This is a genomic window from Nonomuraea sp. 3N208 (genome assembly GCF_052245935.1).
In the GTDB taxonomy this organism is placed as follows: domain Bacteria; phylum Actinomycetota; class Actinomycetes; order Streptosporangiales; family Streptosporangiaceae; genus Nonomuraea.
The window spans coordinates 111,073-136,992 of sequence record NZ_JBQQBR010000035.1 but is presented as its reverse complement, the minus strand read 5'-3'; the positions used below and the strand labels follow the sequence as shown (position 1 = coordinate 136,992).

The following is a 25,920-nucleotide window of genomic DNA, read 5'->3' as shown; positions in this document are numbered from 1 at the left end:
CAACCGGCTCGTCGGCATCCTCCACGGATGCCTCAAAACCCACACCCACTACGACCAAGCAACCGCATGGTCACACCGGCAACACGACCTCGCCGCTTGACATTCCGGCTCCAGGGATGTCTGTCCGCTCCCCTCAGGGCAGGGGCGGGCACCGTGTGCCGGGCCGGGCACACGGCCGGAGGCCATCGACGTGGTGACGGAGACGCTGGATCGCCTCGATGATCTGCCCGCGGAACCGGGCGTCGCCGGACACCTGCGGCGGGGTCAGCCGAGGGCGGCGGAGACCAAGGAGCGGGCCTCTTCCTGGACCTTGACCAGATGGTCGGGCCCGCGGAAGGACTCGGCGTAGATCTTGTAGACGTCCTCCGTCCCCGAAGGCCGCGCCGCGAACCAGGCGCTCTCCGTCGAGACCTTGACCCCGCCCAGCGACGCCCCATTGCCCGGGGCCGACGTCTGCACCGCCGTGATGGGCTCGCCTGCCAGCGACGACGCCGTCACCTGCTCGGCGGACAGCTTCCCGAGGACGGCCTTCTCCTCGCGCGTAGCCGGCGCGTCCACCCGGGCGTACGCCGGCTCGCCGAACCGTCCCACCAGCTCCCGGTAATGCGCGCTCGGCGACTTGCCGGTCACGGCCAGGATCTCCGACGCCAGCAGCGCCAGGATGATCCCGTCCTTGTCGGTCGACCACACCGACCCGTCCCTCCGCAGGAAGGACGCCCCGGCGCTCTCCTCGCCCCCGAACCCCAGCGACCCGTCCAGCAGCCCGGGCACGAACCACTTGAAGCCCACCGGCACCTCGTACAGCCGCCGTCCCAGCGCGCCCGCGACCCGGTCGATGATGCCGCTGCTGACCATGGTCTTGCCGACACCGGCGTCCGACGGCCAGACGTCGCGGTGGGTGTAAAGGTAGGAGATGGCGACGGCGAGATAGTGGTTGGGGTTCAGCAGCCCGCCGTCCGGGGTGACGATGCCGTGGCGGTCAGCATCGGCATCGTTTCCGGTGGAAATATCGTATTTGTCCCGATTTGCGATCAGCGACGCCATCGCGTACGGCGACGAGCAGTCCATCCGGATCTTGCCGTCCCAGTCGAGCGTCATGAACCGCCACGTCGGATCGACGAGCGGGTTCACCACGGTCAGGTCGAGGCCGTGCCGCTCGGCGATCTCCCCCCAGTACGCCACGCTCGCCCCGCCCAGCGGATCGGCCCCGATCCGCACCCCGGCCGACCTGATCGCGTCCAGGTCCAGCACGGACGGCAGGTCGTCCACGTACGAGCCGAGGAAGTCGTACCTGCCCGCCCTGTCCAAGGCCTTCGTGTACGGGATCCGCCGCACGGCGCTCATGTCGCTCAGCAGCCGGTTGGCCCGGTCCTGGATCCACGAGGTCGCGTCGGTGTCGGCCGGCCCGCCGTGCGGCGGGTTGTACTTGAACCCGCCGTCCGCCGGCGGATTGTGCGACGGCGTGATCACGACGCCGTCCGCCAGCCCGGACGTCCGCCCCCGATTGTGCGTCAGGATGGCGTGGGAGACGGCGGGCGTGGGCGTGTAGCCGTCACGCGTGTCGATCAGCACCTCGACCTCGTTGGCCGCGAACACCTCCAGCGCCGACACGCGCGCGGGCTCCGACAGTGCATGCGTGTCGATGCCCACGAACAGCGGTCCATCCGACCCCTGCTCGCGCCGGTATTCGCAGATGGCCTGGCTGGTGGCAAGGATGTGGTCCTCGTTGAACGCCGTGTTGAACGAGGACCCCCGGTGCCCCGACGTGCCGAACGCTACCCGCTGCCCCACCTCCTCGGGATCGGGATGCAGGGCGTAATAGGAGGTCACCAGCCGGGCGACGTCGACCAGGTCGGCGGGCTGAGCGGGCTGTCCCGCGCGTTCGTGGGTCATGTAGGCCACTTTACAAATGCGGCCCGTCCAGCGGATGAGCGCACGGCGGCGTGGGAAGGTACATTCGCGTCAGTCACCAGAACGGAGTTCTGTTACTATGCGTTACGGGTATTACCTCACCGAGCCCAAGGGCCCCGACCCCATCGGCGGGCTCCGCGACCAGATCGCGCAGGCGGCGGAGGACGGCTTCACCTCGGCCTGGCTCTCCAACATCTTCGGCCTCGACGCGATCACCGCCCTGGCCGCCGCCGGCGCCCAGGCGCCCGCCATCGAACTCGGCACCGCCGTCGTGCCGACGTACCCGCGCCACCCGGCCGTGCTCGCCCAGCAGGCCATGACCGCCAACGCGGCCCTCGGCGGGCGGCTCGCGCTCGGCATCGGGCTGTCGCACAAGATGGTGATCGAGGGCATGTACGGCTACGACTTCGAGCGTCCTGGCCGGCACATGAAGGAGTATCTCGACATCCTGATCCCGCTCAGCCGGGGTGAGCACGTCAAGTATCAGGGTGAGACGCTCAAGGCCAACCTCAAGCTCACCACGCCGGGAGCGGGCTTCCCCGTGCTGGTGGCCGCGCTAGGCCCGCGCCTGCTCAAACTGGCCGGCACCGTGGCCGACGGCACCGTCCTGTGGATGACCGGGCCCAAGACCGTCGCCGAGCATGTCGCGCCCACGATCACGGCGGCCGCGGCGGAAGCGGGCCGCGAGGCGCCGCGCATCGTCTGCGCGCTGCCCGTCTGCGTCACCGACGACCCCGACGCCGCCGTCAACCGGGCGAACGAGATCTTCGCGGTGTACGGGCAACTGCCGTCCTACCGTGCCATGCTCGACAGGGAAGGCGCGGCGAACCCCGGCAACGTGGCCATCGTCGGCGACGAGAAGGCCGTGCTGGCCAAGCTCGAAGAACTCGAGCAGGCCGGGGTGACCGACTTCGTGGGCTCCGTGTTCAGCAACAAGGAACGCACACGGAACCTGCTAATCGGCGCGGCGCGGGGCTGATCGGTAGACATCTCAATAAAATCCGGCAAGGTGAAGGGCGTGCTGCAGGGCATAGACGTGTCTAACTGGCAGGGCTCCGTCGACTGGACCGGCCACGCGGAAGCCGGGGTGGCCTTCGCCTTCGCCAAGGCCACCGAGGGCGGCGACTACACCGACAAGTGGTTCACGCGCAACTGGAATGGCATGCGCGAGACCTGGATGGTGTCCGGCGCGTACCACTTCGCCAGGCCCAAAGGCGACCCCATCGAGCAGGCCCGCCACTTCCTGGCCACGATCAGGGCGGCGGGCGGGCTGCGCCGTGGCGACCTGCTCGCGCTCGATCTCGAGGAGGACGACGGTCTGCGTCCTGAGCAGGTCGCCAGGTTCGCCCGCCGCTGGTGCCACTTCGTCGAGCGGCACGGCCGGGTGCGGCCGTTCGTGTACACGTACTACTCGTTCGCGAACCGCGGAAACTGCGCGGGCCTGGCCGAATACCCGCTCTGGATCGCCCACCCGGAGCGGCCCCGCGGCCAGCCCCTCGTGCCCAGGCCGTGGCGGGACTGGACCATCCACCAGTACGTCAACAGCCCGATCGACCGCAACGTCTTCCACGGCACCCGCAAGGAGCTGACAAAGCTGGGCTTTCACCCGCGATAGCATCGGTGTTCACCACCGAAGCAGCGCCGGCGCGTGCGCCGGGGCGCGATCCCAAGGAGTCACCGTGTCAGCCGAGCTACGCATCACCCTCGCCGGAGCCGAGCGTGTGGTCGCGGCCGGCACGACGGCTGGTGAGGCGCTCGAGGCCGACGGCCGCACGGTCGTCGCCGCCCGGGTCAACGGCGAGCCGCGCGACCTGGCCCACGTCCTGACCGAGGGTGACGTGGTGGAGGCGATCGAGGCCGCCAGCGAGCAGGGCCGGGCCATCGTCCGCCATTCCACCGCCCACGTCATGGCGCAGGCGGTGCAGGAGCTGTTCCCCGCGGCCAAGCTGGGCATCGGGCCCCCCGTGGAAAACGGGTTCTACTACGACTTCGACGTCGAGCAGGCGTTCCACCCCGACGATCTCAAGCGCATCGAGAAGCGCATGCGGGAGATCGTCAAGGAGGGGCAGCTGTTCTCCCGCCGGCCCGTCAGCGACGAGGAGGCGCGCGAGGAGCTCGCCGCGGAGCCGTACAAGCTGGAGCTCATCGGCCTCAAAGGCGGCGCCGCGGACGAGGAGTCGGTCGAGGTCGGCGCCGGGCAGCTGACGATCTATGACAACCTCGACGCCAAGACCGGCGAGCTCAAGTGGAAGGACCTGTGCCGCGGCCCGCACGTGCCGTCCACCCGGTCGATCCCGGCGTTCAAGCTCATGCGCGCCGGCGGCGCATACTGGCGGGGCAGCGAGAAGAACCCGCAGCTGCAGCGCATCTACGGCACCGCGTGGGAGTCCCGCGACAAGCAGGACGAATACCTCAAGCTGCTGGAAGAGGCCGAGAAGCGCGACCACCGCAAGCTCGGGGTCGAGCTCGACCTGTTCAGCTTCCCGCCGGAGCTGGGCAGCGGCCTGCCGATCTTCCATCCCAAGGGCGGGATCATCCGCAAGGAGATGGAAGACTACATGCGCAGGCGGCAGGCCGAGGCGGGCTACGAGTTCGTCAACACGCCGCACATCACCAAGTCGTCGCTGTTCGAGACCTCCGGGCACCTTCCCTGGTACGCCGAGGACATGTTCCCGGCCTTCGAGCTGGAGGGCATCGAATACCGGGTCAAGCCGATGAACTGCCCGATGCACAACCTGATCTACAGGTCCCGCGGGCGCTCCTACCGGGAGCTGCCACTGCGGCTGTGCGAGTTCGGGTCGGTCTACCGCTACGAGAAGTCCGGCGTGGTGCACGGGCTGACCCGCGTGCGCGGCATGACGCAGGACGACGCGCACATCTACACCACCAGGGAGCAGATGGCCGATGAGATCAAGTCGCTGCTGAGGTTCGTGCTCAGCGTGCTGCGTGACTTCGGCCTGACCGACTTCTACCTGGAGCTGTCCACCCGCGACGAGTCGGAGAAGTTCATCGGCGACCCCGCGGAGTGGGAGGAGGCCACCGCGGCCCTGCGCCAGGTCGCCACGGAGTCGGGGCTGACGCTGGTGGACGACCCGGGCGGGGCGGCCTTCTACGGGCCGAAGATCTCCGTGCAGGCCAAGGACGCGATCGGTCGCACCTGGCAGCTGTCGACCATTCAGCTCGACCTCAACCAGCCCAAGCGCTTCGGCCTGGAATACCAGGCGGCGGACGGCTCACGGCAGACCCCGGTCATGATCCACCGGGCGCTGTTCGGCTCCGTCGAGCGCTTCCTCGGCGTGCTCACCGAGCACTACGCCGGCGCGTTCCCGCCCTGGCTGGCGCCCGTGCAGGTGGTGGGCATCCCGATCGCCGAGGCGCACGTGTCCTACCTGCAGGACGTGGCGAAGAAGCTGGCCGAGCGCGGCATCCGGATCGAGGTGGACACCGCCGACGACCGGATGCAGAAGAAGATCCGCAACGCGCAGAAGGCCAAGGTCCCCTTCATGCTGCTGGCCGGTGACGACGACATCGCCAATGGGGCGGTCTCGTTCCGCTACCGCAGCGGGGAGCAGAAGAACGGCGTGCCGGTGGACGAGGCGATCGGCGAGATCGTCAACGCCGTGGAGCGGCGCGTCCAGGTCTGACGACATCAACTGCACACCCGCCTGGGGGGAGGGGGCTTGCTCTCGCGACTTCCGGCTGGCTGCCGGACGACCGTAGCGTCTGGGCGGTTGACTACGCCCCGGGCGGCATGCCGCCCGCGATGGAGTGATGGCCGATAGCGGGCCATGAGCCGTTTCCCGGTTGCCCGGTGCCTTGGACCCCGTCCATCACACAACGTAACCATAGCATGACGCGCCCGGTCGGCAGTGCCTGCGGGAACCATCGACCGCAGGGCATGAGACCTTAGCAAGATCCGCAGGCCGTCGCAGACGATTCCGGATTTGTCGGAGTTGCCGGGCGGAGTCGAGTTACCAGGTGAATAGGCGGAATGTCACCGCAGGGCGGCCGCCGAAGCGCTCCGCCTCCTGCCGGGCGAAGCCTTCGATCAGGTCGCGGGCGTAGGTCTCGGGGTCCTCGTCGTTGAGTGCCTCGATGTACGCGCGGTGCTCCATGAGCGACCGCACGCCGCGCTCCAGCCCGTCGGTGACGTCCACGGCATGGGTGGGGGAGTCGGTGCCGGCTACGGCGACCCAGCGGACGCCGTTCCAGGGCTCCGCATCAGTATCCGGAAATATCCACCTATTGCCCGCATCGCCGGCGGCATCCAGGACCGCCCTGCCCACCGCCCGATGGTCCGGCGTGTTCCAGTAGGTGCCGCCCCACGTGTCATCCGGGTTCAAGGTGATCACCAGCTCGGGGCGGTGCCTGCGGATGGCGGCGGCGATGTCCCTGCGCAGCGCGGTGCTGTACTCGATGACGCCGTCCGGATGGTCGAGGAACTCCACGCTGCTCACCCCGACCACGGCGGCGCTGGCCCGCTCCTCACGCTCGCGCACGGGACCGCTCTTGCCGGGTTCGAGCGTGTCGATGCCCGCCTCCCCCCTCGTGGCGATCACGTACGCGACCTGACGCCCGGCGTCGGTCCAGGTGGCGATCGCGGATGCGCAGCCGTACTCGAGGTCGTCGGGGTGGGCCACGATGGCCAGGGCGCGTCGCCAGTCGTCCGGCATGGGCTCGAGTTGATCGGTTGTCATGGCTCACACCCTAGGCAGCACGGGCAGGATGCGAAACGAGGGGAGGGCAGCCGTTGGCTCGGGGACGCCGCCGCCGCGCCCACCGTCCGTCGCCTCTGCCAGGCCGTCACACCCGCTGGACGAAATACGGCCAATGGCCGGCCACACTTCGCGCCCGCCGTGTGGCGCGCCCGTCGTGTGGCGCGCCCGTCGTGTGGCGCCGGCGGGCACGGCCTGTGGCGTGTGCCTGTGAGGTGCCATGCCGTGTGGCTGGGCGGCGTGCGGCGTGCCCGCCGGGTGAGTGCGTGCCTGTGGCGCGCCCGTGCTGCGCCGTCGGGGGTCAGGGGGCCATGGCGTCGTCGGCGGGAGGGTCTTCGGTGCGGGCGGGGCGGCCCTCACCCGGGAGACGGACGTCGTCCACCGTCACGTTGACCTCCACGACGCGCATGCCGAGCATCCGGCTCACGCTCCTGGCCACGTTCATCTTGACCTCCGAGGCGACCTCCATCACCACATGCCCGTACTCGACCACGATCGTCAGGCTCACCGCCACCTGACGGTCCTGGATGTCCGCGCTGACGCCCTGGGTGCCGCGCCGCGAGCCGATGCCGATGCGGTCGCGTACGGACTCGAAGGCACGCGCCAGGTCACCGCCCATGTCGGCGACCCCGGCCACTTCGAGGGCCGCCAGGGCGGCGACCTTCTCCACCACCTCGTCGGCGACCTTGATCCGGCCCTTGACCGTCGCGCCGGACGGGTAGGGCGGAGCGGGCTCAGGGACGGGGCTGGGGGTGGGCGGTTCGGAATGCTCGGCTTCGCCGGGCTGTACGGAATGCTCGACTAAAGCGTCGCTCATCGCGGCCTCCTGTAAGCGGGTGTTCAGGATTGTGCCGGAAGAGCATCCCGTTTGTCCGGGGTCCTATGCTGCTAGTTATGCACGATCAGGCAGGGGCAGGGGCTCCGGACAACTTCGACCGTCTCTGGACCCCGCATCGTATGGCCTACATCAAGGGTGAGAACAAGCCGACCGGCACCGGCCCCGACGACGGGTGCCCGTTCGACGCGATCCCCAAGATGAGCGACGAGGAGGGCCTGATCGTGGCCCGGGGTGAGAGCGTGTACGCGGTGCTCAACCTCTATCCGTACAACTCCGGCCACCTGATGGTCGTCCCCTACCGGCACGTGTCCGACTACGACGAGCTCAGCCCGGACGAGCTGGTCGAGATGGGGGAGTTCACGCAGAAGTCGCTGCGGGCCCTGCGCAAGGCCAGCGGCGCGCAGGGTTTCAACGTAGGCATGAACCTCGGCCACGTGGCGGGCGCGGGCATCGCCGCGCACCTGCACCAGCACGTCGTCCCGCGGTGGGGCGGCGACACGAACTTCATGCCGGTCGTCGCCCAGACCAAGGTCCTGCCTCAGCTACTTCGCGACACGCGTCAGCTGCTCGCCGACGCCTGGGGCTGATTGCTCCCGCCGCGTCAGCACGCCGATGCCGGTGGCCAGCAGCAGGGGTATGGCCAGCGCCAGCGCCATGGATAGCACGGCCGCGCCCGAGTCGTTGACGAGCATCCCGACCACGCCGCTGACCAGCGTGCCGATCAACCCGGCCCGCAGCGCGGGGGAGTGCTCGAACGCCGCCGGCACCACACCGGCCGAGGCCTGCTCGGGCCGCAGGATCGCGTACACGAGGAACGCCACGGCCACGATGACGATCGGCATCAGGTTGGGGTTGAGCAGTGTGCCGAGCATGGCCTGCAGCTTGCGCCAGATGACGTCGAGCGCCTCGCCGGTCAGCACCTGGCCCACGAACCTGCCCAGGTGCGTCTGCTCGTTGGCCGGCCTCAAGTAGTTGATCCAGGCGAACGTCATCACGATCACGCCGCCGGCCACGCAGAACAACGCCAGCGTCAGCAGCGACACCCGCCGGCCCGACAGGATGAGCGCGGTGACCGCGATGCCCGGCACGAACGCGATGACGCCGCCGAAGTCGCTGCCCAGCCCGGACCCGCCGAGCACCATCGCGGCCGCGCCGAGCCCCACGATCGCGGCCAGGCCCACCTTTCCCGGCCAGCGGTGCGCGATCACCGTCGTGGTCAGCAGCGTGCCGGTGGCGAACAGCGCGAACGGAATGTTGCCGAGCCCGAAGTAGCGGGCCCCCTGCTCGGCGCTGAAGCCCATGAAGCTGTTGAGCTGGAGCGTCGTGCCGGTCAGCAGATCGCCGGCGAGCGTGAGCGCGGTGACGCCGGCGACCACGGCCAGCGGCCCGAGCGGCCGGCGTCGCCAGGGCCCGGCCAGCGCCAGTGCGGTGATCGTCGCCCACCAGGCCAGCATGCCGCCGAACAGCTCCAGATGCGTGGACCACGGCAGCAGGTTGACCAGGAACGAGGTGACGGGCAGGGCCGCCAGCGCCGTCGCCGCCGCGCGTACCCAGGGCAACTGCTTGCGGCGGCGCAGCAGCACGAAGGCCAGCACGTAGAACAGGACCTGCAGGACCGCGAGGGCGGTGAAGTATTGGCCCTTCGCCGAGCGCATGGTCTGAGCGGTGGCATCGGCGCGCTGGAGGTGTTCGATGGTGGCGCCGTGCTCCCCGGCCTGCATGGGCAGGCCCACGACGGTGCTGGGAACCGCCACGCCGAGCTTGGTCAGGGCGGTGGTGGTCAGGTCGGGCAGGATCGAGATGTCCTCGCGGCGGGTGGAGGCGGCGCCGAGCAGGCGGCCCTGCGCGCCGGGCTCACGGAGCGCGGCCACCCTCAGGTGGGGTACGGAGCCGTGGTCGGACAGGCCCGCGAGCAGCACCGTCGTGTCGGAGGGCAGCACCGACAGCAGCGCGCCCGCCTTGGCGTCGGCCAGCCGCAGGGCGGTGCGCCGCTGGGCGGGGGTGAGCTGGTCAGGCACCTTCGGCAGCCGGTCGCCGGTCAGGTAGGGGCGGATGAGGTCGTCCACGTCCATGGCGATCATCCGGCACTTCTCCAGGTCGGCGGTCCTGACCTGGAGCGGCGAGCTGTGGTAGTGCTGAACCGTGCCCTGCCGGTCGGCCAGCCCGAGTGCGGCGCCCGGGCCGATCGCGATCGAGCACTGTCCGGCAGCCTTCAGCGACTCTCCGAGGGTGCCGGCGTAACGCTGGCCGGCCACGTCGATGAGGTAGCGGTAGTCGGGGATGGCGGCGCCCTCGCCCTGCTGCTCGGGCATCGGGGGCGCGCCACAGCCGTAGCCGACGGCCGACCTGGTGCCCGCCGAGACGGTCAGCCAGCCGTCGTAGGGGCAGGTCACGTTGCCGACGGTGCGGACGGACAGCGAGCCGATCGCGCTGGATGCGGCCAGGTCCCAGAGGTTGGGGGTGTCGGCCTGGGTGAGGTCGTTCCAGTGGAGCCCGGACACCCCGATGAGCGCCACCCGGCCCGTCTGGCCGCGGGCCTCCGCTGCTGGTCCGGTGCTGTAGTCCGCCCGCGCCACTCGATCGGCGCCGTCTTCAGCTCGTGCCGCCCCCGCGAACAGCCCTAGGCCGGTCAGCAGCTGGCCGAGCAGCACGGCCAGCACGACTACCGCGCGCCTCACCCCGATGACCTCCCGCGATCGATGATGTCGGTGGCACGGTAGAGGACGGTCGCCTCCAGGCGCCACAAGTCCCGACTACCCTCTCATGAACCGAGGGTGTGCCGAGGCAACGTCGGGCGTCGGGAGACGCGTTTGCGGCGGTGGGTGCGCCCGGCTGGGAGCGCCTGCCGGCTGGGGCGCCGCACTGTATTCGTGCGGCGCCTGGTCATCGCCGTGGCGGTGTGGTCAGACCGGGTCCACCTTCACCGTGACCGGCTTGCTCTCGTTGTGCAGGCGGTCCAGCGAGGTGATCAGGTAGGTCCCCGGCGCCGTGGTCGCGTACGACGGGTCGGAGACGACCGCGACCAGGTTGCGGGCGTCCGTGGGCTGGCAGTCCTCGCCGGGCTTCGGCGCCTGGTACACCGCGTACGCGCGGGCCCCCGCCGACGGCGTCCAGGACAGCGTCGAGCCTGCGGCCTTCGCTCCCGCCGGCTGGGCGGCCTTCGCCCCCGCCGGCTGGGCCGGGGCCTGGCCGCCGCGGTCCTTCATGAGCGGCAGCAGGGCGGGGCGGCCGTAGTGCTCCTTGGCGACCCGGTCCATCGCGCCCAGCGGGTTGGTGAGCAGCTGCTTGGCGCTGAAGTAGACGTCGCCGTCCACCTGGTTGTGCTTGCGGTTGAGCGTCAGGTGCGCGGACATCTCGCCCGGCTTGGTCCAGGCCTTGTCGTCCGTGGCGCCGACCCGGTAGAGGGCCTGCCCGATGTACAGGTGCACGCCGGAGCCCTTGACCGCGCTGGACCACCACGGCATCAGCTCCTGGTAGTCGGCCGCCTTGAAGCCGCGCGGCCAGTAGAGCTGTGGCATGACGTAGTCGACGGTGCCCGACTTGATCCAGGCCTTCGCGTCCGCATAAATCGAGTCATAGGCGGACATGCCGTTGGTGTTGGACCCGGACGGGTCATTCGACTTGTTGCGCCAGATGCCGAACGGGCTGATGCCGAACTTGACGTGGTTCTTCCGCTCGTGGATGGCCTGGTCCACCTCGGCCACCAGCGTGTTGACGTTGTTGCGCCGCCAGTCGGCCAGGCTCTTGCCCTTGCCGTACTTTGTAAAGGCGGCCTGGTCGTTGAACTGGCCGCCCTCGCCCGGGTACGGGTAGAAGTAGTCGTCGAAATGCACCCCGTCCACGTCGTAGCGGTCCACCACGTCCGTGATGACCTTGACGACATGCTCGCGCACCTGCGGCAGGCCCGGGTTGAAGTAGAGGCGGTCGCCGTACTTGACCGTCCAGTCCCGATGCTGCCGGGCGGGGTGGTTGGCGGGCAGCTTGGCGACGTCGGCGTCGTAGGAGGCCCGGTACGGGTTGAACCAGGCGTGGAACTCCAGGCCCCGCTTGTGGGCCTCCTCGATGAGGAACGGCAGCGGGTCCCAGCCGGGATCCTTGCCCGCCGTGCCCGTCAGGAACTGCGACCAGGGCTCGAGCGACGACTTGTAGAGCGCGTCGGAGGCGGGTCGCACCTGGACGAAGACGGCGTTGAAGTTACGCTGGGCGGCGCTGTCCAGGATCTTGATGTATTCGGCCTTCTGCCGCTCGGCGGACAACCCGGTCCGCGAGGGCCAGTCGATGTTCTTGACCGTGGCGATCCAGACGCCCCGGAGCTGGCGCTTCGGGTAGCGGGCGTCGGCCTTGCAGGCGGTCACGGGTGCCGCGGCGGTGGTCGTCTTCTTCTCGCTCGCCGCGGGGCTCTCGGTCGTACCGGGGCCGAACGCGTAGGCGGCGGTGGTGGTGACGACGGCGAGGGCAGCGGCAGCTAGGAGTGGGCGTCCAGTTGGCATAATGCCACCCAGTGTGACATCTGCTCAGGGATGGTCGGTACGAAAAACCGAAATGAAGTCGTGATGTCTTTGTGATGAAAGAACACGGCTGGGCCGGGAGGGACCACAGGGTTCCCTCCCGGCTCCTCAGCTCATCTGAGACCTCTTTTCCGAGGCTCAGTCCGGGGTCGCCACCTTTGAGGCCAGGTTCGGCGGCAGCGGCTCGTAGCGCAGGAACGAGCGCGTGAACGTGCCCGTTCCGTGTGACATGGATCTCAGATCGATGGCGTACCGTGTTATCTCCAGCTCGGGCACTTCGGCCTTGACCAGTGTGCGCCCGGTGCCGACGGGCTCGGTCCCGAGCACCCGCCCGCGCCGCGACGACAGGTCGGACATCACCGACCCCACGTGGTCGTCGGCCACCAGCACGGAGAGCTCGTCCACCGGCTCGAGCAGCAGGGTCGGCACCTTCGCCGCCGCCTCCTTCAGTGCCAGCTGGCCGGCGATCTGGAAGGCCATGTCGGAGGAGTCCACCGAGTGGGCCTTGCCGTCGTACAGCGTGACGCGCACGTCGACCATCGGATAGCCGGCGACGACGCCCCGCTCCATCTGGGCCCGCACGCCCTTCTCCACCGACGGGATGAACTGCCGGGGCACCACGCCGCCCACGATCTTGTCCACGAACTCGAACCCGCCGCCGGACGGCAGGGGCTCAACCTCGAGGTGGCAGATCGCGTACTGGCCGTGGCCGCCGGTCTGCTTGACGTTGCGGCCCATGGCCTGGCACTTGCCGCCGAACGTCTCGCGCAGCGGCACCCGCAGCTCGATCCGTTCGACCTCCACGCCGTGCCGTTTGGACAGCCGGTCGAGCAGCACGTCGGTGTGCGCCTCGCCCATGCACCACAGGACGAGCTGGCGCGTCTCGGCGTTGTTCTCCAGCCGTAGCGTGGGATCCTCGGCCACGAGCCGGCCGAGTGCCTGCGACAGCTTGTCCTCGTCGGCCTTGGACTTGGCCCTGATCGCCACGGGCAGCAGCGGGTCGGGCATGGCCCAAGCGGTCATCAGCAGCGGCCGCTCGACCTCGGACAGGGTGTCGCCGGTCTCGGCCCGCGACAGCTTGGCCACCGCCACGATGTCGCCGGCGATGCCCTTGGCCGCGCCGCGCTGCTGCTTGCCCAGCGGGCAGGTCAGGGTGCCGATGCGCTCGTCCACGTCGTGGTCCTCGTGGCCGCGGTCGGCCAGGCCGTGCCCGGACACGTGCACGGTCATGTCGGGGCGCAGCGTGCCGGAGAAGACGCGGACGAGGCTGATGCGGCCCACGTACGGGTCGCTGGTGGTCTTGACGACCTCGGCCACGAGCGGGCCGTCCGCGTCGCAGGTGATGCCCTTGACCGGTTTGCCGGACAGGTCGGTGATCTCCGGCATCGGGTGTTCGAGCGGCGACGGGAAGCCCTGCGTGATGACCTCCAGCACCTCGTGCATGCCGACGCCCAGCCCGCTGCAGAGCACCGGGTAGAAGCTGCCGCGTGCGACCGCCTTCTCCAGGTCCTCGATGAGGACCTTGGTGTCCATCGGCTCGCCCTCGAGGTACCTCTCCATGAGCGTCTCGTCTTCGCTCTCCTGGATGATGCCCTCGATCAGCGAGCCGCGGTATTCCTCGATCTGCGTCTCGTACTCCGCACCGGGCTCCTTCTCGGTGCGGGCGCCTGTCGCGTAGTTGTAGAACTTCTCCGTGAGCAGCCCGATCAGCCCGTTGACATGCCCGTTGGTGATCACCGGCAGGTAGAGGGGCGCCACGCCGTCGCCGAAGACGTCCTGGCAGGTGGCGAGCACCTCGTCGAAGTCGGCCCGCTGATGGTCGATCTTGGTGATCACCACCGCGCGCGGCATGCCGACCTGCGCGCACTCCTCCCAGAGCATCTGGGTGAGCCCGTCGATCCCCTCGGACGCCGATACCACGAACAGCGCAGCGTCGGCCGCGCGCAGCCCGGCTCGCAGATCGCCCACGAAGTCCGCGTAGCCGGGGGTGTCGAGAAAGTTGATCTTGATTCCGTTGTGCAGCAGGGGCGCCAATGCGAGGTTGACCGACCGCTGTTGCCTGACCTCGACCTCGTCGAAGTCGCTGACCGTGTTGCCGTCCTCCACCCGTCCCGGGCGCTGAATAGTGCCCGTGGCGGCCAGCAGCTGCTCGACGAGAGTCGTCTTACCTGCTCCTGAGTGGCCGACCAGCACGACATTGCGTATCGCATCCGCCCTGTCGGCCGCGGGTGCCCTGCCCGCGGCCCCTGCAGCGCCTCCCGTGTTTCTTTCCGCCACGTCGCCTCCCGCGTCGTCGGTTTGTTTCCAACGCCGCGCCCGCGCGGAAGCATGACAGAAACCGCATGGACGCGGTGTGTTCACCAAATACCCGTGTGGCGGATATCACAAGAGGGGCAGGGCAAAGAAAGTTGTCAGGTCCGTGATGGCCTACGATCGGACGGCGATGCTCAAACTCCTGCGCCCGGCCATGACCCGGATACTCACGCCACTGGGCAGGGCCCTCGTGGGCCGCGGGATCGGCCCGAACGCCGTCACGGCGATCGGCACCCTCGGCACCGTCGTGTCCGCCCTGACCTTCTTCCCCTTGGGCCACTTGACCCTGGGGGCCCTCGTGATCACGTTCTTCGTGCTGTTCGACCTGCTCGACGGCGTGGTGGCCCGGCTCGGTGGGAAGGGGGGCAGCACCTGGGGCGCGTTTCTGGACTCGACGCTCGACCGGGTTGCCGACGCCGCCATCTTCGCCGGGCTGATCTTGTATTTCGTGTCCAGACAGGACACGCTGATGGCCTCGGTGACGCTGGTGTGCCTGATCGCCGGGACCCTGGTGTCGTACGCCAAGGCCAGGGCCGAAGGGCTCGGGCTCACGGCCGACGTCGGGCTGGCCGAGCGGCCGGAACGGCTGGTCGTGGCGCTGGTCGCGGCCTGCTTCTCGGGGCTCGGCGTGCCGTACATTCTGCCTGTGGGGATGTGGCTGCTGGCGGCGGCCAGCGTGGTCACCGTGGGGCAGCGGGTGGTGGCGGTTTACCGGCAGACGAGGGAGAAATGAGCGAGAAGGCGTCGTTCGGCGATCGCGTCGTGGCCGCGGGCTTCGCGGCCGGCTGGAAGCTCGTGCCGCTGTTGCCTGAGCGCCCGACGGCCGCCGTCTTCAGCTTCCTGGCCGACCGGGTGTGGGCCAGGCGCGGCAAGTCGGTGCGCCGGCTGGAGTCCAACCTGGCCAGGGTGACGGGCCTCGACTCGGGCAGCCGGGAGCTGCGCGAGCTCACCAGGGCGGGCATGCGCTCGTACTTCCGCTACTTCCACGAGGTCTTCCGGCTGCCGTCCATGAAGACCGAGGAGATCGTGCGGCGCACGCATGTCATCGGCGCCGAGCACGTCCACGACACCGTGGCGGCCGGGCGGGGCGTCGTGCTGGCGCTGCCGCACATGGGCAACTGGGACCAGGCGGGCGCCTGGCTGGTGGGCGTGGGCCATCCGTTCACGACCGTGGCCGAACGGCTCAGACCGGAGTCGTTGTTCCGCCGTTACGTGGCCTTCCGCGAAGGGCTCGGCATGGAGGTGCTGCCGCTGACCGGCGGCGATGGCCACAATTTCGCCTCGCTGGCCATCCGGGTGCGCAAGGGCGGCGTGGTGTGCCTGCCCGCCGAGCGCGATCTGACCAAGAGCGGCGTCGAGGTGCGTTTCTTCGGCGCCACCACGAAGGTGCCCGCGGGGCCGCCGCTGCTGGCCGTGCAGACCGGGGCCGCGCTGCTGCCGGCGATCGTCTACTTCGTGAACGGCGACTGGGGCATCCACATCCACGAGGAGATCCCGGTCCCGGAGGAGGGCACCCGGCAGGAGAAGGTCGCGGTGGTGGCGCAGCGGCTGGCCGACGTGTTCGAGAAGGGCATCTCCGAGCATCCGGAGGACTGGCACATGTTGCAGCGCCTCTGGCTGGAGGACCTGCCGCGCCAGAGGGTCCTCCCATGAAGGTGGGCATCGTGTGTCCCTACTCGTGGGACATGCCGGGCGGGGTCAAGCAGCACATCGACGACCTGGCCCAGGCGCTGATCGCGCAGGGGCACGACGTGTCGGTGATCGCGCCGGCGGCCGACGACGACGAGCTGCCCCCGTATGTGACGGGAGCGGGGCGGGCGGTGCCGGTGCCGTACAACGGGGCGGTGGCCAGGATGTCGTTCGGCTTCCTGTCGGCGGCGCGGGTGCGGCGGTGGGTGCGCACGGGCCGGTTCGACGTGCTGCACATCCACGAGCCGCTGATCCCGAGCCTGGGCGTGCTGGCGTGCTGGGCGGCGAAGGGGCCGATCGTGGCCACGTTCCACGCGTCGTGGTCGCGCTCGCGGGCCATCGCGGTGGCCGAGCCGCTGCTGCAGAGCGCGCTGGAGAAGCTCAGCGGCCGCATCGCGGTCTCCGACGCGGCCCGCAAGAGCCTGGTCGAGCAGTTCGGCGGCGACGCGGTGCTCATCTCCAACGGCGTGACCGTCTCCCGCTACACCGAGGCCGAGCCGCTGGACGGGTGGGGTCCCGACGGCGCCACGCTCGGCTTCCTGGGGCGGATGGACGAGGAGCGCAAGGGCCTGCCGATCCTGCTGGAGGCGTTCGCGACCCTGGCGGCCGAGCGGCCGGAGGTGAAGCTGCTCATCGCCGGTCCCGGCGACGAGAAAGACGTCTTCGAGCAGGTGCCCAAGCGGTTCCACGACCGGGTGACGGTGCTGGGCATGGTGAGCGAGACCGACAAGATCCGCGCCTACCACTCGGTCGACGTGTTCTGCGCGCCCAACACGCGGGGGGAGAGCTTCGGCATCGTGCTGGCCGAGGCCATGGCCTCCGGGTCCACCGTGCTGGCCAGCGACATCCCGGCCTTCCGCAGGGTGCTCGGCGAGGGCCAGGCGGGCGCGTTGTTCGCCAACGGCGACGCCGGCTCGCTGGCGCGCGAGGCCGCCGCGCTGCTCGACGCGCCGGAGCGGCGGGCCAAGCTGGCCGCGGAGGCGCTGGTGGCGGTCAGGAAGTACGACTGGTCCACGGTGGCGCGGGACGTGGTGCGCGTGTACGAGACGGTCACCACGAGCGGCGCGGGCCGGGTGGAGGAGGACCTGTGACGTCCACCATGATCATCCTGATCGTGGGCATCGTCGTGGTGCTCATGGCCGTGTACGTCTCCTGGCGGGCCGGCCGGCTCGACCGCCTGCACATCCGCCTGGAGCTGGCCCGCGAGTCGCTGGACGCCGCGCTGATGCGGCGCCGGGCGGTGGTGCTGGAGCTGGCCGGCGCGCGCCTGCTGGACCCGGCCACGTCGCTGGTGCTGGCCGCGGCCGCCCATGAGGCCAGGAGCGCCGGGCCGGAGGAGCGCGAGCACGCCGAGAGCGACCTGTCGCGGGCGCTGCGGGCGGCGGTGGACCAGGAGCGGTTCAGGGAGAAGCTGTCGGAGTCGCCAGGCGGCCGCGACCTGCTGGAGGAGCTCGACACGGCCGTGACCAAGGTGGTCTATTCGCGTCGTTTTTATAACAACGCGGTGGCGGTCACCCGTACGGCCCAGCGCCGCTGGCTGGCCAGAACCCTGCGCCTGGCGGGGCACACGGAATATCCCGATTTCTTTGAGATTGATGACAATCCGCCTGCGACTATGGCAACTGAATGACCTGATTTGGGGAAGCCAGTAAGCTTCATCCGGTTTTCGGGCTGAAGCGAGGAGTGTTGCAGGTGCGGCTACCCCGGATGATCACGCTCACACTTGCCGGAGCGGCCGTGCTGCTGCCTGTCGCGGCCTGCTCGTCGGACGAGCCGGCCCCAGGCAAGGTGCCTCAGGCCGCCACCGCGTCGCCGAGCGAGGAGCCCACAGAGACCGAGACGCACCCGTTCACCGGCCAGCCGTACGAGGCGCTCAAGCCGGTGCTCGCCGTGAAGATCGAGAACACCGCGGCCGGCAAGCCGCAGATGGGGCTGAAGAGCGCGGACATCGTCTACATCGAGCAGGTCGAGGCGGGGCTGACCCGGCTCATGGCGATCTTCTCCTCCAAGCTGCCCGCCAAGGTGGGCCCAGTGCGCAGCGCTCGCATCTCCGACCTGCACATCGTGCCGATGTTCGGCAAGCCGGCCTTCTCCTACTCGGGCGCGCAGAGTCTGATGTTGCCGCTGATCGCCGAGGCGTCGCTGTTCGACGTCGGCGACACCCGCAATCCGGGGGCGTACTTCCGGCAGCCGGGCCGCTTCGCCCCGTACAACCTGTTCGCCAACACCAAGCAGCTGCTGGCCAAGGCGCCCAAGGCCAGCAAGGCCAAGGACGTCGGCTTCACCTTCGGTGACGCGCCGGCCGAGGGCGGCGTGGAGAAGAAGGCGTACACCGTCAAGTGGCCCGCGGCGCGCTTCACCTTCGCCTGGTCCGAGCAGCGCAAGATGTGGATGATCTGGCAGGACGGCAAGAAGGACATGGCCGCCGAGGGCGGGCAGCTCGGCGCGCCGACGATCGTCATCCAGTACACCAAGACCGAGCGCTCGCAGTTCCACGACAAGAACGACAGCTACACGCCGCTGGTGCACACCACGGGCAAGGGCTCGGCGATCGTGCTGCGTGACGGTAAAGCTTTCAAAGCGAAGTGGGAGCGGGAATCGGAGAAGGGCGGCACGACGTTCACCACTGAGAGCGGCGAGCCGATGAACTTCGCCCCCGGTCAGGTCTGGGTGGCCCTCGCCAGCCGCAAACCCGTCATCCCCTGATCGTCGATGTGTAACGACTTAGGCGATAAATCCTGACATGTTGGCATGTCGGGTGAGGGGTCCTCCAGGACCTACGATGGGTTTGATAACTTACCGACCGCCGTGAGAGCCCGTGAGGATGACCGTGTCCAGCAGCACGCCCCAGACCCCGCCGACCATTGGCCCCGTCACCGGAACCGCCCGCGTCAAGCGTGGCATGGCCGAGATGCTCAAGGGCGGCGTCATCATGGACGTCGTCACCCCCGAGCAAGCCAAGATCGCTGAGGACGCCGGCGCGGTCGCCGTCATGGCGCTCGAGCGGGTGCCGGCCGATATCCGCGCGCAGGGCGGCGTGTCCAGGATGAGCGACCCCGACATGATCGACGGCATCATCAGCGCCGTGTCGATCCCCGTCATGGCCAAGGCCCGCATCGGCCACTTCGTCGAGGCCCGGGTGCTGCAGGCGCTCGGCGTGGACTACGTCGACGAGTCGGAGGTGCTCACCCCGGCCGACTACGCCAACCACATCGACAAGTGGCAGTTCACGGTGCCGTTCGTGTGCGGCGCCACCAACCTGGGTGAGGCGCTGCGCCGCATCACCGAGGGCGCGGCCATGATCCGCTCCAAGGGCGAGGCGGGCACCGGCGACGTCTCCAACGCCGTCACCCACATGCGCACCATCCGCGCCGAGATCAAGCGGCTCACCTCGCTGCCCGAGGACGAGCTGTATGTGGCCGCCAAGGAGCTGCAGGCCCCGTACGAGCTGGTCGCCGAGGTCGCCAAGGCGGGCAAGCTGCCGGTCGTGCTGTTCACCGCGGGCGGCATCGCCACCCCGGCCGACGCCGCGATGATGATGCAGCTGGGCGCCGAGGGCGTGTTCGTCGGCTCGGGCATCTTCAAGTCGGGCGACCCGGCCAAGCGCGCCGCGGCCATCGTCAAGGCCACCACCTTCCACGACGACCCCGACGTCCTCGCCAAGGTCTCGCGCGGGCTGGGCGAGGCCATGGTCGGCATCAACGTCGACGAGATCCCGCAGCCGCACCGCCTGGCCGAGCGCGGCTGGTAGTCCGGCGCGTCGTTGCAGACCAGGGACCTGGCTCCAGTGAGATGATCACAGTGGGCGGGGGTGCTACCGGGCGACGGTGACGACGGAAAGTTCCGAAAGAGGCGACATCCGCGAAGGATGTCGCCTTTTTTGTGTTGTGTGATGTTTACTGCGCGGTCATGATCGTCGGTAAGGCTACGGGAGTCCCCCTCACCCTCGATCGTCCCAGGAGCCACACATGTCGAAGCTGAACCGCCGGCACTTCCTCGTCACCGGTTTAGCGGCAGGCGCCGCCGCGGCCATCCCGGCCACCGCCGCGCACGCCGACGAGCCGGATCCTGCCGCCGAAACCGCCCAGAGCCTGGCCTCGCGCGGGCTGCGTACCGACCCCTTCACGCTCGGCGTCGCCTCGGGCGACCCCGACCACGAGGGCTTCGTGTTGTGGACCAGGCTCGCCCAGGAGCCACTCGCCGAGGACGGGCTCGGCGGCATGCCGCAGCAGCCGTTCCCGGTGCAGTGGCAGGTGTACGCCGACGAGCGCTGTCGCCGCGTCGTCCGCTCCGGCGTCACCGTCGCCGCGCCGGAGTGGGGCCACAGTGTCCACGTCGAGGTCCAGAACCTGAGCTCCGACCGCGAGTACTGGTACCGCTTCCGCGTCGGCCCGTACGTCTCGCCCGTCGGCCGCACCCGCACCGCCCCGCACCCTCTGTCGTACGGCGGCGCGCTGGCCATGGCCTTCGTCTCCTGCGCCCAGTTCGAGCACGGCTACTTCACGTCCTACCGCAGGCTCGCCGAGGAGCACCCCGACCTCATCCTGCACCTGGGCGACTATCAGTACGAGTACACCAAGAACACCTACAACATCCCCGGCGGCAACATCCGCCACCACGAGGGCCCCGAGACCGAGACCCTGGCCAACTACCGCCAGCGCCACGCCCAGTACAAGGCCGACCCTGACCTGCAGGCCGCGCACGCCGCCGCGCCGTGGCTGGTCGTGTGGGACGACCACGAGCTGGACAACAACTGGGCCGACGAGGTGCCGGAGCGGCCCGAGATCCCCCAGCCGAACTTCCTGTCCCGCCGCGAGGCCGCCTTCCGCGCCTACTACGAGAACATGCCGCTGCGCCGCACCTCCATCCCGCGTGGCGTCGACATGCAGCTCTACCGGCGCATCCGCTGGGGCCGCATGGCCACCTTCCACATGCTCGACACCCGCCAGTACCGCGACGACCAGGGCTGCGGCGACGGCTACAAGGACTGCCCCGCCTCCATCGACCCCGCCCGCTCGATCACCGGGGCCGAGCAGGAGGCGTGGCTGCTTGACGGGTTCCGCCAATCGCGGGCGCAGTGGGACATCCTCGGGCAGCAGGTCTTCTTCGCCCAGCGTGACAACAACGCCGGCCCTGCCAAGGTCACCAGCCAGGACGCCTGGGACGGCTACGTGGCCTCCCGCCGCCGCATCACGCAGGGCTGGATCGACGCCCAGGTGCGCAACCCCGTCGTGCTGACCGGCGACGTGCACGCGCACTGGGCCAGCGACCTCAAGCTCGACTACGACGACCCGACAGGCCCGTCGGTGGGGTCGGAACTGGTCGCCACGTCGATCTCCACCGGCGGCAACGGGGTCGACTCCGACCCGTCCACGCATCCGTTCCTGGGGATCAACCCGCACCTGAAGTTCTACAACAACCAGCGCGGATACGTGCTGACGAAGATGGAGCGGGAGCAGATGACGGCCGACTTCAAGGTCGTGCCCCGGGTCAGCGAGCCGGGCGCCGAGGTCTACACCCGGGCCACGTTCGTCGTCGAGGACCGGGTGCCCGGGGTGCAGCAGACGTATCTGCGGCCGCTCGACCCGACGGTCCTGCGCAGGCAGCCGATGACGATCGAGGAGACGGTCCGCCTGGAGACCGAGCGTCCCTAGCGGCCACATCGGCCCGGCCGCCCTCGCGGCCGGGCTTTTCTCCGCACCACATGAGCGCCCTCGTCGCGTCGGGGCCGAGGCGGCGCCCGGTCGCTAGGATGTCCCACCATGGTGGGACACGTCCTGCTCCTTGTGGCCGGATTACTCGCGGCCCCCGCCCGTGCCGACCTGTCCGTGATGACCTGGAACGTCTGCACCGGCACCAATTCGGCCTGCCGCCTCTACCGCGCGAGCGCGCTCGAACTGGCCGAGTCGATCGGCACGTACGCGCTCAACCAGCCGGTCAAAGCCGACGTGATCTTCCTGCAGGAGTTCTGCACGGGCGCAACCGGCACGCTGGATCTCTGGCTGGAGCAGCGCACGGGCCAGAGCTGGACGATCGGCTCGTGGGGCCTGCAATCGAAGGATGGCGCCCCGTACGCCTGCCACCCCGACCGCCTCGGCCGCCCGCGCGGCGCGCAGAGCATCGCCGTCGCGGTGGCGGGAGACGCCGCCACGTTCGAGATCCATCCGCTGCCCGCCCCGCCCTGGTACGTCAAGCGCGCCGCCGTCTGCGCGACCATCCCCGCCAGGAAGATCCACGCCTGCGGCACCCACCTGTCCTCCGGGGCCCAGTACGACGACCGGCAGCCCGGCGCGCCCTACCGGACCAGGCAGCTGCAGCGACTGGGGGAGATCGCCGCCAAGCCCGGATACCGGACGATCGCCGGCGGCGACCTCAACGTCTCGCCTCCCGACAGCGGGTACGGCAGCGCCGCCGGCCGCCGCGCCGTGGCGCCGTTGTACCGGGCGTACCAGGAATGCGACCAGCGTGGCGCGCGGCGCACCGGACGCTGGACCCGCGAGGGAAAGAAGCTCGACTACCTCTTCGCCCCGAAAGGCACAGTGCGGCGCTGTCATGTCGACCGCCGCGTGACCCTGTCCGACCACAAGCCCGTCTACGTCAAGCTGGCCCTGTAGGTAGGTGCGGACGGCGTCCAGTTCCCCGCAGCGGGCCGCCGAACGCGCACCGCTGAAGGAAGATGCCGGGCCATCCTGGTGTTGAATGGTCGAAACCCGCACCCGGACGGAAGGATCGACTGTGCCCACGATCGGTGTACTCGCTCTCCAAGGAGACGTGCACGAGCATGCGCGCATGCTTCAGGAGGCAGGCGCTTCGGCCCATGCCGTCCGCAGGCCGGCCGAGCTGGACGCGGTCGACGCACTCGTCATCCCCGGCGGCGAGTCCACCACCATGTGGAAGCTCGCCGAGACCTTCGACATGCTCCAGCCGCTGCGGATGCGGGTCAAGGAAGGCATGCCCGCCTACGGCTCCTGCGCCGGCATGATCATGCTGGCCGACAGGATCGAGGACGGCATCGCCGGGCAGCAGACGATCGGCGGCATCGACATGGTGGTCAGGCGCAACGCGTTCGGCCGCCAGGTGGACTCGTTCGAGGAGGATCTGGACTTCGCGGGCGAGCGGGTGCACGCGGTGTTCATCCGCGCTCCCTGGGTCGAATCCGTGGGCGCGGACGTCGAAGTGCTGGGCCGGTGCGAGCCTGGGGATAGGATCGTCGCGGTCCGTCAAGGTCCGCTGCTCGCGACATCGTTCCACCCCGAACTCACCGGGGACGCTCGCGTGCACCGTTACTTCGTAGACATGGTTAGGGAGCTCTAAGTAATGTCCGGCCACTCCAAATGGGCGACGACGAAGCACAAGAAGGCAGCGCTCGACGCCAAGCGGGGCAAGCTGTTCGCCAAGCTCATCAAGAACATCGAAGTGGCGGCCCGCACCGGTGGCCCTGACCCGGACGCCAACCCCACCCTCTTCGACGCCATCTTCAAGGCGAAGAAGAACTCCGTGCCCAACGACAACATCGAGCGGGCCCGCAAGCGCGGCGGCGGTCTGGAGGCCGGCGGCGCCGACTGGCAGACCATCATGTACGAGGGCTACGCGCCCGGCGGCGTCGCGGTGCTCATCGAGTGCCTCACCGACAACCGCAACCGCGCCGCCTCCGAGGTGCGTGTCGCGCTGACCCGCAACGGCGGCTCCCTGGCCGACCCCGGGTCCGTGTCCTACATGTTCAACCGCAAAGGCGTCGTGATCGTGCCCAAGGACGGGCTCGACGAGGACACCGTGCTGTTGGCCGTGCTGGAGGCGGGCGCCGAGGAGGTCAACGACCTGGGGGACTCGTTCGAGGTCGTCTCCGAGGCCGGGGACCTGGTGCCGGTGCGCAAGGCGCTGCAGGAGGCCGGGATCGACTACGACTCGGCCGAGTCGGGCTTCCTGCCGACGATGAGCGTGCCGCTGGACGAGGAGGGCGCCAAGAAGGTGTTCCGCCTCATCGACGCGCTGGAGGACAGCGACGACGTGCAGAACGTCTTCGCCAACTTCGACGTCAGCGACGCGGTGCTGGAGCGCCTGGGCGCCGAATAGCCCTTTCTCCTCCTTTGACCTTCTTGGGCGCTGGGCCCGGTTCCGGCCGGGCCCTGGCTCTTGCCTGCTCACGTGCGGTTTCCTCCCGTGAGATGAAGCCCGGGGCTCGCGGCGGCCGTGAGATGCGCGCGAGGGCGGTGGCGGCGTAGGGTCGGGCGACGTGACTTCCCCCAACCCCCCGCAGACGTCCTACCGCGCGATCGGCTGGCTGCTGGCCGTGCCCGCCCTCTTCGGCACCCTCATCACACTGGTGCTGCCGACGGCGCAGACGATCTGGCTCAGCTTCCAAAGCGGCGGCGTCCTCAGGGAGAGCACCTATGCGGGGATGTCCAACTACGGCGAGTTGCTGGCCGACGACGCCTTCTGGCGGGCGCTGGGCTTCACGCTCTCGCTGACCGTCGTGCCGCTGCTCGTGGCCGTGGTCGTGGCACCGCTGCTGGCGGCGGCTCTCGACTGGGGCGGCACCTGGACGCGGCGGGCCGGGCGGATCGTGCTGTCCCTGGCGATCGTCACGTTCTCGCCCGTCGGCGTGGCGGCGGCCTGGATGCAAGGGCTGAGGCGGGACGCGTCCGGCGTGATCGCGCTGGCGCAGGGACTGAGCGAGCCGGACACGGCGCCGGGCACGCTGCGGCTGATCGTCGCCGCGGCGACGTTCGGCGTGGTGTGCTCGCTGGCGGTCATCGCGTTCCTGCCCACCCTGCGCGGCGGCACCGTCGCGCCCGCCATGCTCGTCGTCGGCGTGCTCGTGGCGCTCGCCACCGTCGCCGTCGGCCTGCAGACCTTCTCGATCGGTCTGGTCCTCACCAACGGAGGCCCTCAGCGCTCCACAGGGACGCTCGCGGCCCTCCAGTACGACTTCGCCTTCAGGCTGGCCAAGTTCGGCCCTGGCGCGGCCGTAGCGACGCTCACAGGGGTGGCCCTCGGCGTGCTGGGGATCGTCGCCACCGTCATCGTCGCGGCTTCCCGGCTGCGTATCACGCTCACGCCCGCCCCTCCGGCCTTCGCGCGTCCGGACACCTGGTCGCCGGGCGCCGCGGCTCCTGCCTGGCCGCAGGGCTCCGTGCCGCCGCCCGATGGACCTCCCGCTGCCGCGCCTCCCGCCTCCGGCGGCTCGGACCGGCCGCCGAAGACGGTCGGGGTGGTCGTCGGGGTGGCGGCGCTGGTCATCTTCGTGGTTGTGGGGATCCTGCTGTCCTGGCCCTGGATCTCCGGCGTGCTCGGCTCGCCCGGCGACCCGGCGGGCGGGCTGCGTACGCAGGTCAACACCTGGGTGCCCGCCGTCGCCGGAGCGCTGGTGTCGGTCGGGGTCGCCTACCTGGCCGCCCTCGGCATCGGCGGCCTGCGGCCGCTCGGGCGCGGGAGCGAGTGGCTGCTGCTGGTGTTCGCCCCCTGGTTGTTCGTCGGCACCGGCCCCATCGGCGTGGCGAACTGGCAGAACATGCGTAACCTCGGCCTGATCGACACCTTCCTCGCGCTCTTCCCGCCCCTGCTGGTGAGCGTGCCCGCCCTGCTCGTGCTCACCCTGCTGTGCAAGGGACTGGCCGAGCGGAACGACAAGGACTTCTTCAGCGGGGTCGTGGCGCCCTCCCTGCCCATGGCCGGCATCCTGGCCGGGGCCGTCGCGCTGGTGAACGCCCAGGACCTGCTCTGGCCACTGCTGGTCGCCCAGCAGCCCGCCCTGTTCACCGCGCCCGTCGCCCAGGTGAACGAGCTCAGCCGGTACGCCGCCGCCTCGCCCGGCGTCGGCGTCACCACGCCGCTGCTCGTGGTCGTCGTCGCGCTGGCCGTCGTCGTGGCCGCTCAGCTGCTCTACCTCGACCGGCTCGCCGTCCGCACAAATGGTTCGCGACGGCGTACCCCGGCTGCGTAAGTT

Annotated in this window: 21 protein-coding genes; 15 read left to right on the top strand and 6 right to left on the bottom strand. The window is 69.7% G+C overall.

All coding sequences use genetic code 11. The annotated features are described in order from the left end of the window. Positions 1 to 264: 264 nt before the first annotated feature. Positions 265 to 1,893: a phosphoglucomutase (alpha-D-glucose-1,6-bisphosphate-dependent) gene (pgm, locus tag ACTWPT_RS41945; protein ID WP_443183105.1), complete on the bottom strand. Its 1,629-nt coding sequence runs from the start codon at positions 1,891 to 1,893 to the stop codon at positions 265 to 267. Positions 1,894 to 1,990: 97 nt separating this feature from the next. On the opposite strand from pgm, the gene ACTWPT_RS41940 reads away from it, so the two are divergent. From ACTWPT_RS41940 to thrS, 3 genes are all read left to right on the top strand, one after another. Next, positions 1,991 to 2,890, top strand: coding sequence for a TIGR03564 family F420-dependent LLM class oxidoreductase (locus tag ACTWPT_RS41940; RefSeq protein ID WP_443183104.1), 900 nt, complete (start codon positions 1,991 to 1,993; stop codon positions 2,888 to 2,890). A 39-nt stretch (positions 2,891 to 2,929) separates the two neighbouring features. Further along, positions 2,930 to 3,526 carry a glycoside hydrolase family 25 protein gene (locus ACTWPT_RS41935; protein ID WP_443183103.1) on the top strand — a complete coding sequence of 199 codons (597 nt, stop codon included), beginning with the start codon at positions 2,930 to 2,932 and terminating at the stop codon, positions 3,524 to 3,526. 64 nt (positions 3,527 to 3,590) lie between these two features. Beyond that, the gene (gene thrS, locus ACTWPT_RS41930) at positions 3,591 to 5,555 is read left to right on the top strand and encodes a threonine--tRNA ligase (RefSeq protein WP_443183102.1); all 1,965 of its coding nucleotides are present in this window, start codon (positions 3,591 to 3,593) and stop codon (positions 5,553 to 5,555) included. 327 nt (positions 5,556 to 5,882) lie between these two features. On the opposite strand, the gene ACTWPT_RS41925 is transcribed toward thrS, so the two are convergent. Both ACTWPT_RS41925 and ACTWPT_RS41920 read right to left on the bottom strand, forming a co-directional pair. Beyond that, positions 5,883 to 6,608: a PIG-L deacetylase family protein gene (locus ACTWPT_RS41925; RefSeq protein ID WP_443183101.1), complete on the bottom strand. Its 726-nt coding sequence runs from the start codon at positions 6,606 to 6,608 to the stop codon at positions 5,883 to 5,885. A 319-nt stretch (positions 6,609 to 6,927) separates the two neighbouring features. Continuing rightward, positions 6,928 to 7,443 carry an Asp23/Gls24 family envelope stress response protein gene (locus tag ACTWPT_RS41920; protein ID WP_443183100.1) on the bottom strand — a complete coding sequence of 172 codons (516 nt, stop codon included), beginning with the start codon at positions 7,441 to 7,443 and terminating at the stop codon, positions 6,928 to 6,930. Between the two features lie 77 nt (positions 7,444 to 7,520). On the opposite strand from ACTWPT_RS41920, the gene ACTWPT_RS41915 reads away from it, so the two are divergent. Continuing rightward, entirely contained in the window at positions 7,521 to 8,051 is a 531-nt protein-coding gene (locus ACTWPT_RS41915; RefSeq protein ID WP_443183099.1) for an HIT family protein, read from the top strand. Here the strand turns inward: ACTWPT_RS41915 and ACTWPT_RS41910 are convergent. The 3 genes from ACTWPT_RS41910 to ACTWPT_RS41900 form a co-directional block, all read right to left on the bottom strand. After that, positions 8,007 to 10,142, bottom strand: coding sequence for a hypothetical protein (locus ACTWPT_RS41910; RefSeq protein WP_443183098.1), 2,136 nt, complete (start codon positions 10,140 to 10,142; stop codon positions 8,007 to 8,009). The two genes, ACTWPT_RS41915 and ACTWPT_RS41910, sit on opposite strands and share 45 nt — an antisense overlap. A gap of 225 nt (positions 10,143 to 10,367) precedes the next feature. Continuing rightward, positions 10,368 to 11,954, bottom strand: coding sequence for a glycoside hydrolase family 10 protein (locus tag ACTWPT_RS41905; protein WP_443183097.1), 1,587 nt, complete (start codon positions 11,952 to 11,954; stop codon positions 10,368 to 10,370). A gap of 156 nt (positions 11,955 to 12,110) precedes the next feature. Beyond that, entirely contained in the window at positions 12,111 to 14,249 is a 2,139-nt protein-coding gene (locus tag ACTWPT_RS41900; RefSeq protein ID WP_443183096.1) for an elongation factor G-like protein EF-G2, read from the bottom strand. Positions 14,250 to 14,394: 145 nt separating this feature from the next. Between ACTWPT_RS41900 and pgsA the strand changes: the two genes are divergently transcribed. From pgsA to ACTWPT_RS41845, 11 genes are all read left to right on the top strand, one after another. Continuing rightward, entirely contained in the window at positions 14,395 to 15,018 is a 624-nt protein-coding gene (gene pgsA, locus ACTWPT_RS41895) for a phosphatidylinositol phosphate synthase (protein ID WP_443183095.1), read from the top strand. Further along, a complete protein-coding gene (locus tag ACTWPT_RS41890; RefSeq protein WP_443183094.1) occupies positions 15,015 to 15,938 on the top strand; it encodes a phosphatidylinositol mannoside acyltransferase in 924 nt (307 codons plus the stop codon). Before pgsA ends, ACTWPT_RS41890 begins: the two co-directional genes overlap by 4 nt. Beyond that, entirely contained in the window at positions 15,935 to 17,065 is a 1,131-nt protein-coding gene (locus ACTWPT_RS41885; RefSeq protein WP_443183093.1) for a glycosyltransferase family 4 protein, read from the top strand. The genes ACTWPT_RS41890 and ACTWPT_RS41885 overlap by 4 nt, the downstream gene beginning before the upstream one ends. A gap of 8 nt (positions 17,066 to 17,073) precedes the next feature. Next, a complete protein-coding gene (locus ACTWPT_RS41880; protein ID WP_443183110.1) occupies positions 17,074 to 17,604 on the top strand; it encodes a hypothetical protein in 531 nt (176 codons plus the stop codon). 62 nt (positions 17,605 to 17,666) lie between these two features. After that, positions 17,667 to 18,680, top strand: coding sequence for a DUF3048 domain-containing protein (locus tag ACTWPT_RS41875; protein WP_443183092.1), 1,014 nt, complete (start codon positions 17,667 to 17,669; stop codon positions 18,678 to 18,680). Positions 18,681 to 18,798: 118 nt separating this feature from the next. Continuing rightward, entirely contained in the window at positions 18,799 to 19,725 is a 927-nt protein-coding gene (gene pdxS / locus ACTWPT_RS41870; RefSeq protein WP_443183109.1) for a pyridoxal 5'-phosphate synthase lyase subunit PdxS, read from the top strand. A 217-nt stretch (positions 19,726 to 19,942) separates the two neighbouring features. Further along, positions 19,943 to 21,628: an alkaline phosphatase D family protein gene (locus tag ACTWPT_RS41865; RefSeq protein ID WP_443183091.1), complete on the top strand. Its 1,686-nt coding sequence runs from the start codon at positions 19,943 to 19,945 to the stop codon at positions 21,626 to 21,628. 108 nt (positions 21,629 to 21,736) lie between these two features. Then, positions 21,737 to 22,588, top strand: coding sequence for an endonuclease/exonuclease/phosphatase family protein (locus ACTWPT_RS41860; RefSeq protein ID WP_443183090.1), 852 nt, complete (start codon positions 21,737 to 21,739; stop codon positions 22,586 to 22,588). Positions 22,589 to 22,673: 85 nt separating this feature from the next. After that, positions 22,674 to 23,288 carry a pyridoxal 5'-phosphate synthase glutaminase subunit PdxT gene (gene pdxT / locus ACTWPT_RS41855; RefSeq protein ID WP_443183089.1) on the top strand — a complete coding sequence of 205 codons (615 nt, stop codon included), beginning with the start codon at positions 22,674 to 22,676 and terminating at the stop codon, positions 23,286 to 23,288. Between the two features lie 3 nt (positions 23,289 to 23,291). Beyond that, entirely contained in the window at positions 23,292 to 24,047 is a 756-nt protein-coding gene (locus tag ACTWPT_RS41850) for a YebC/PmpR family DNA-binding transcriptional regulator (RefSeq protein ID WP_443183088.1), read from the top strand. A 160-nt stretch (positions 24,048 to 24,207) separates the two neighbouring features. Then, entirely contained in the window at positions 24,208 to 25,917 is a 1,710-nt protein-coding gene (locus tag ACTWPT_RS41845; RefSeq protein WP_443183087.1) for a hypothetical protein, read from the top strand. Positions 25,918 to 25,920 lie beyond the last annotated feature (3 nt).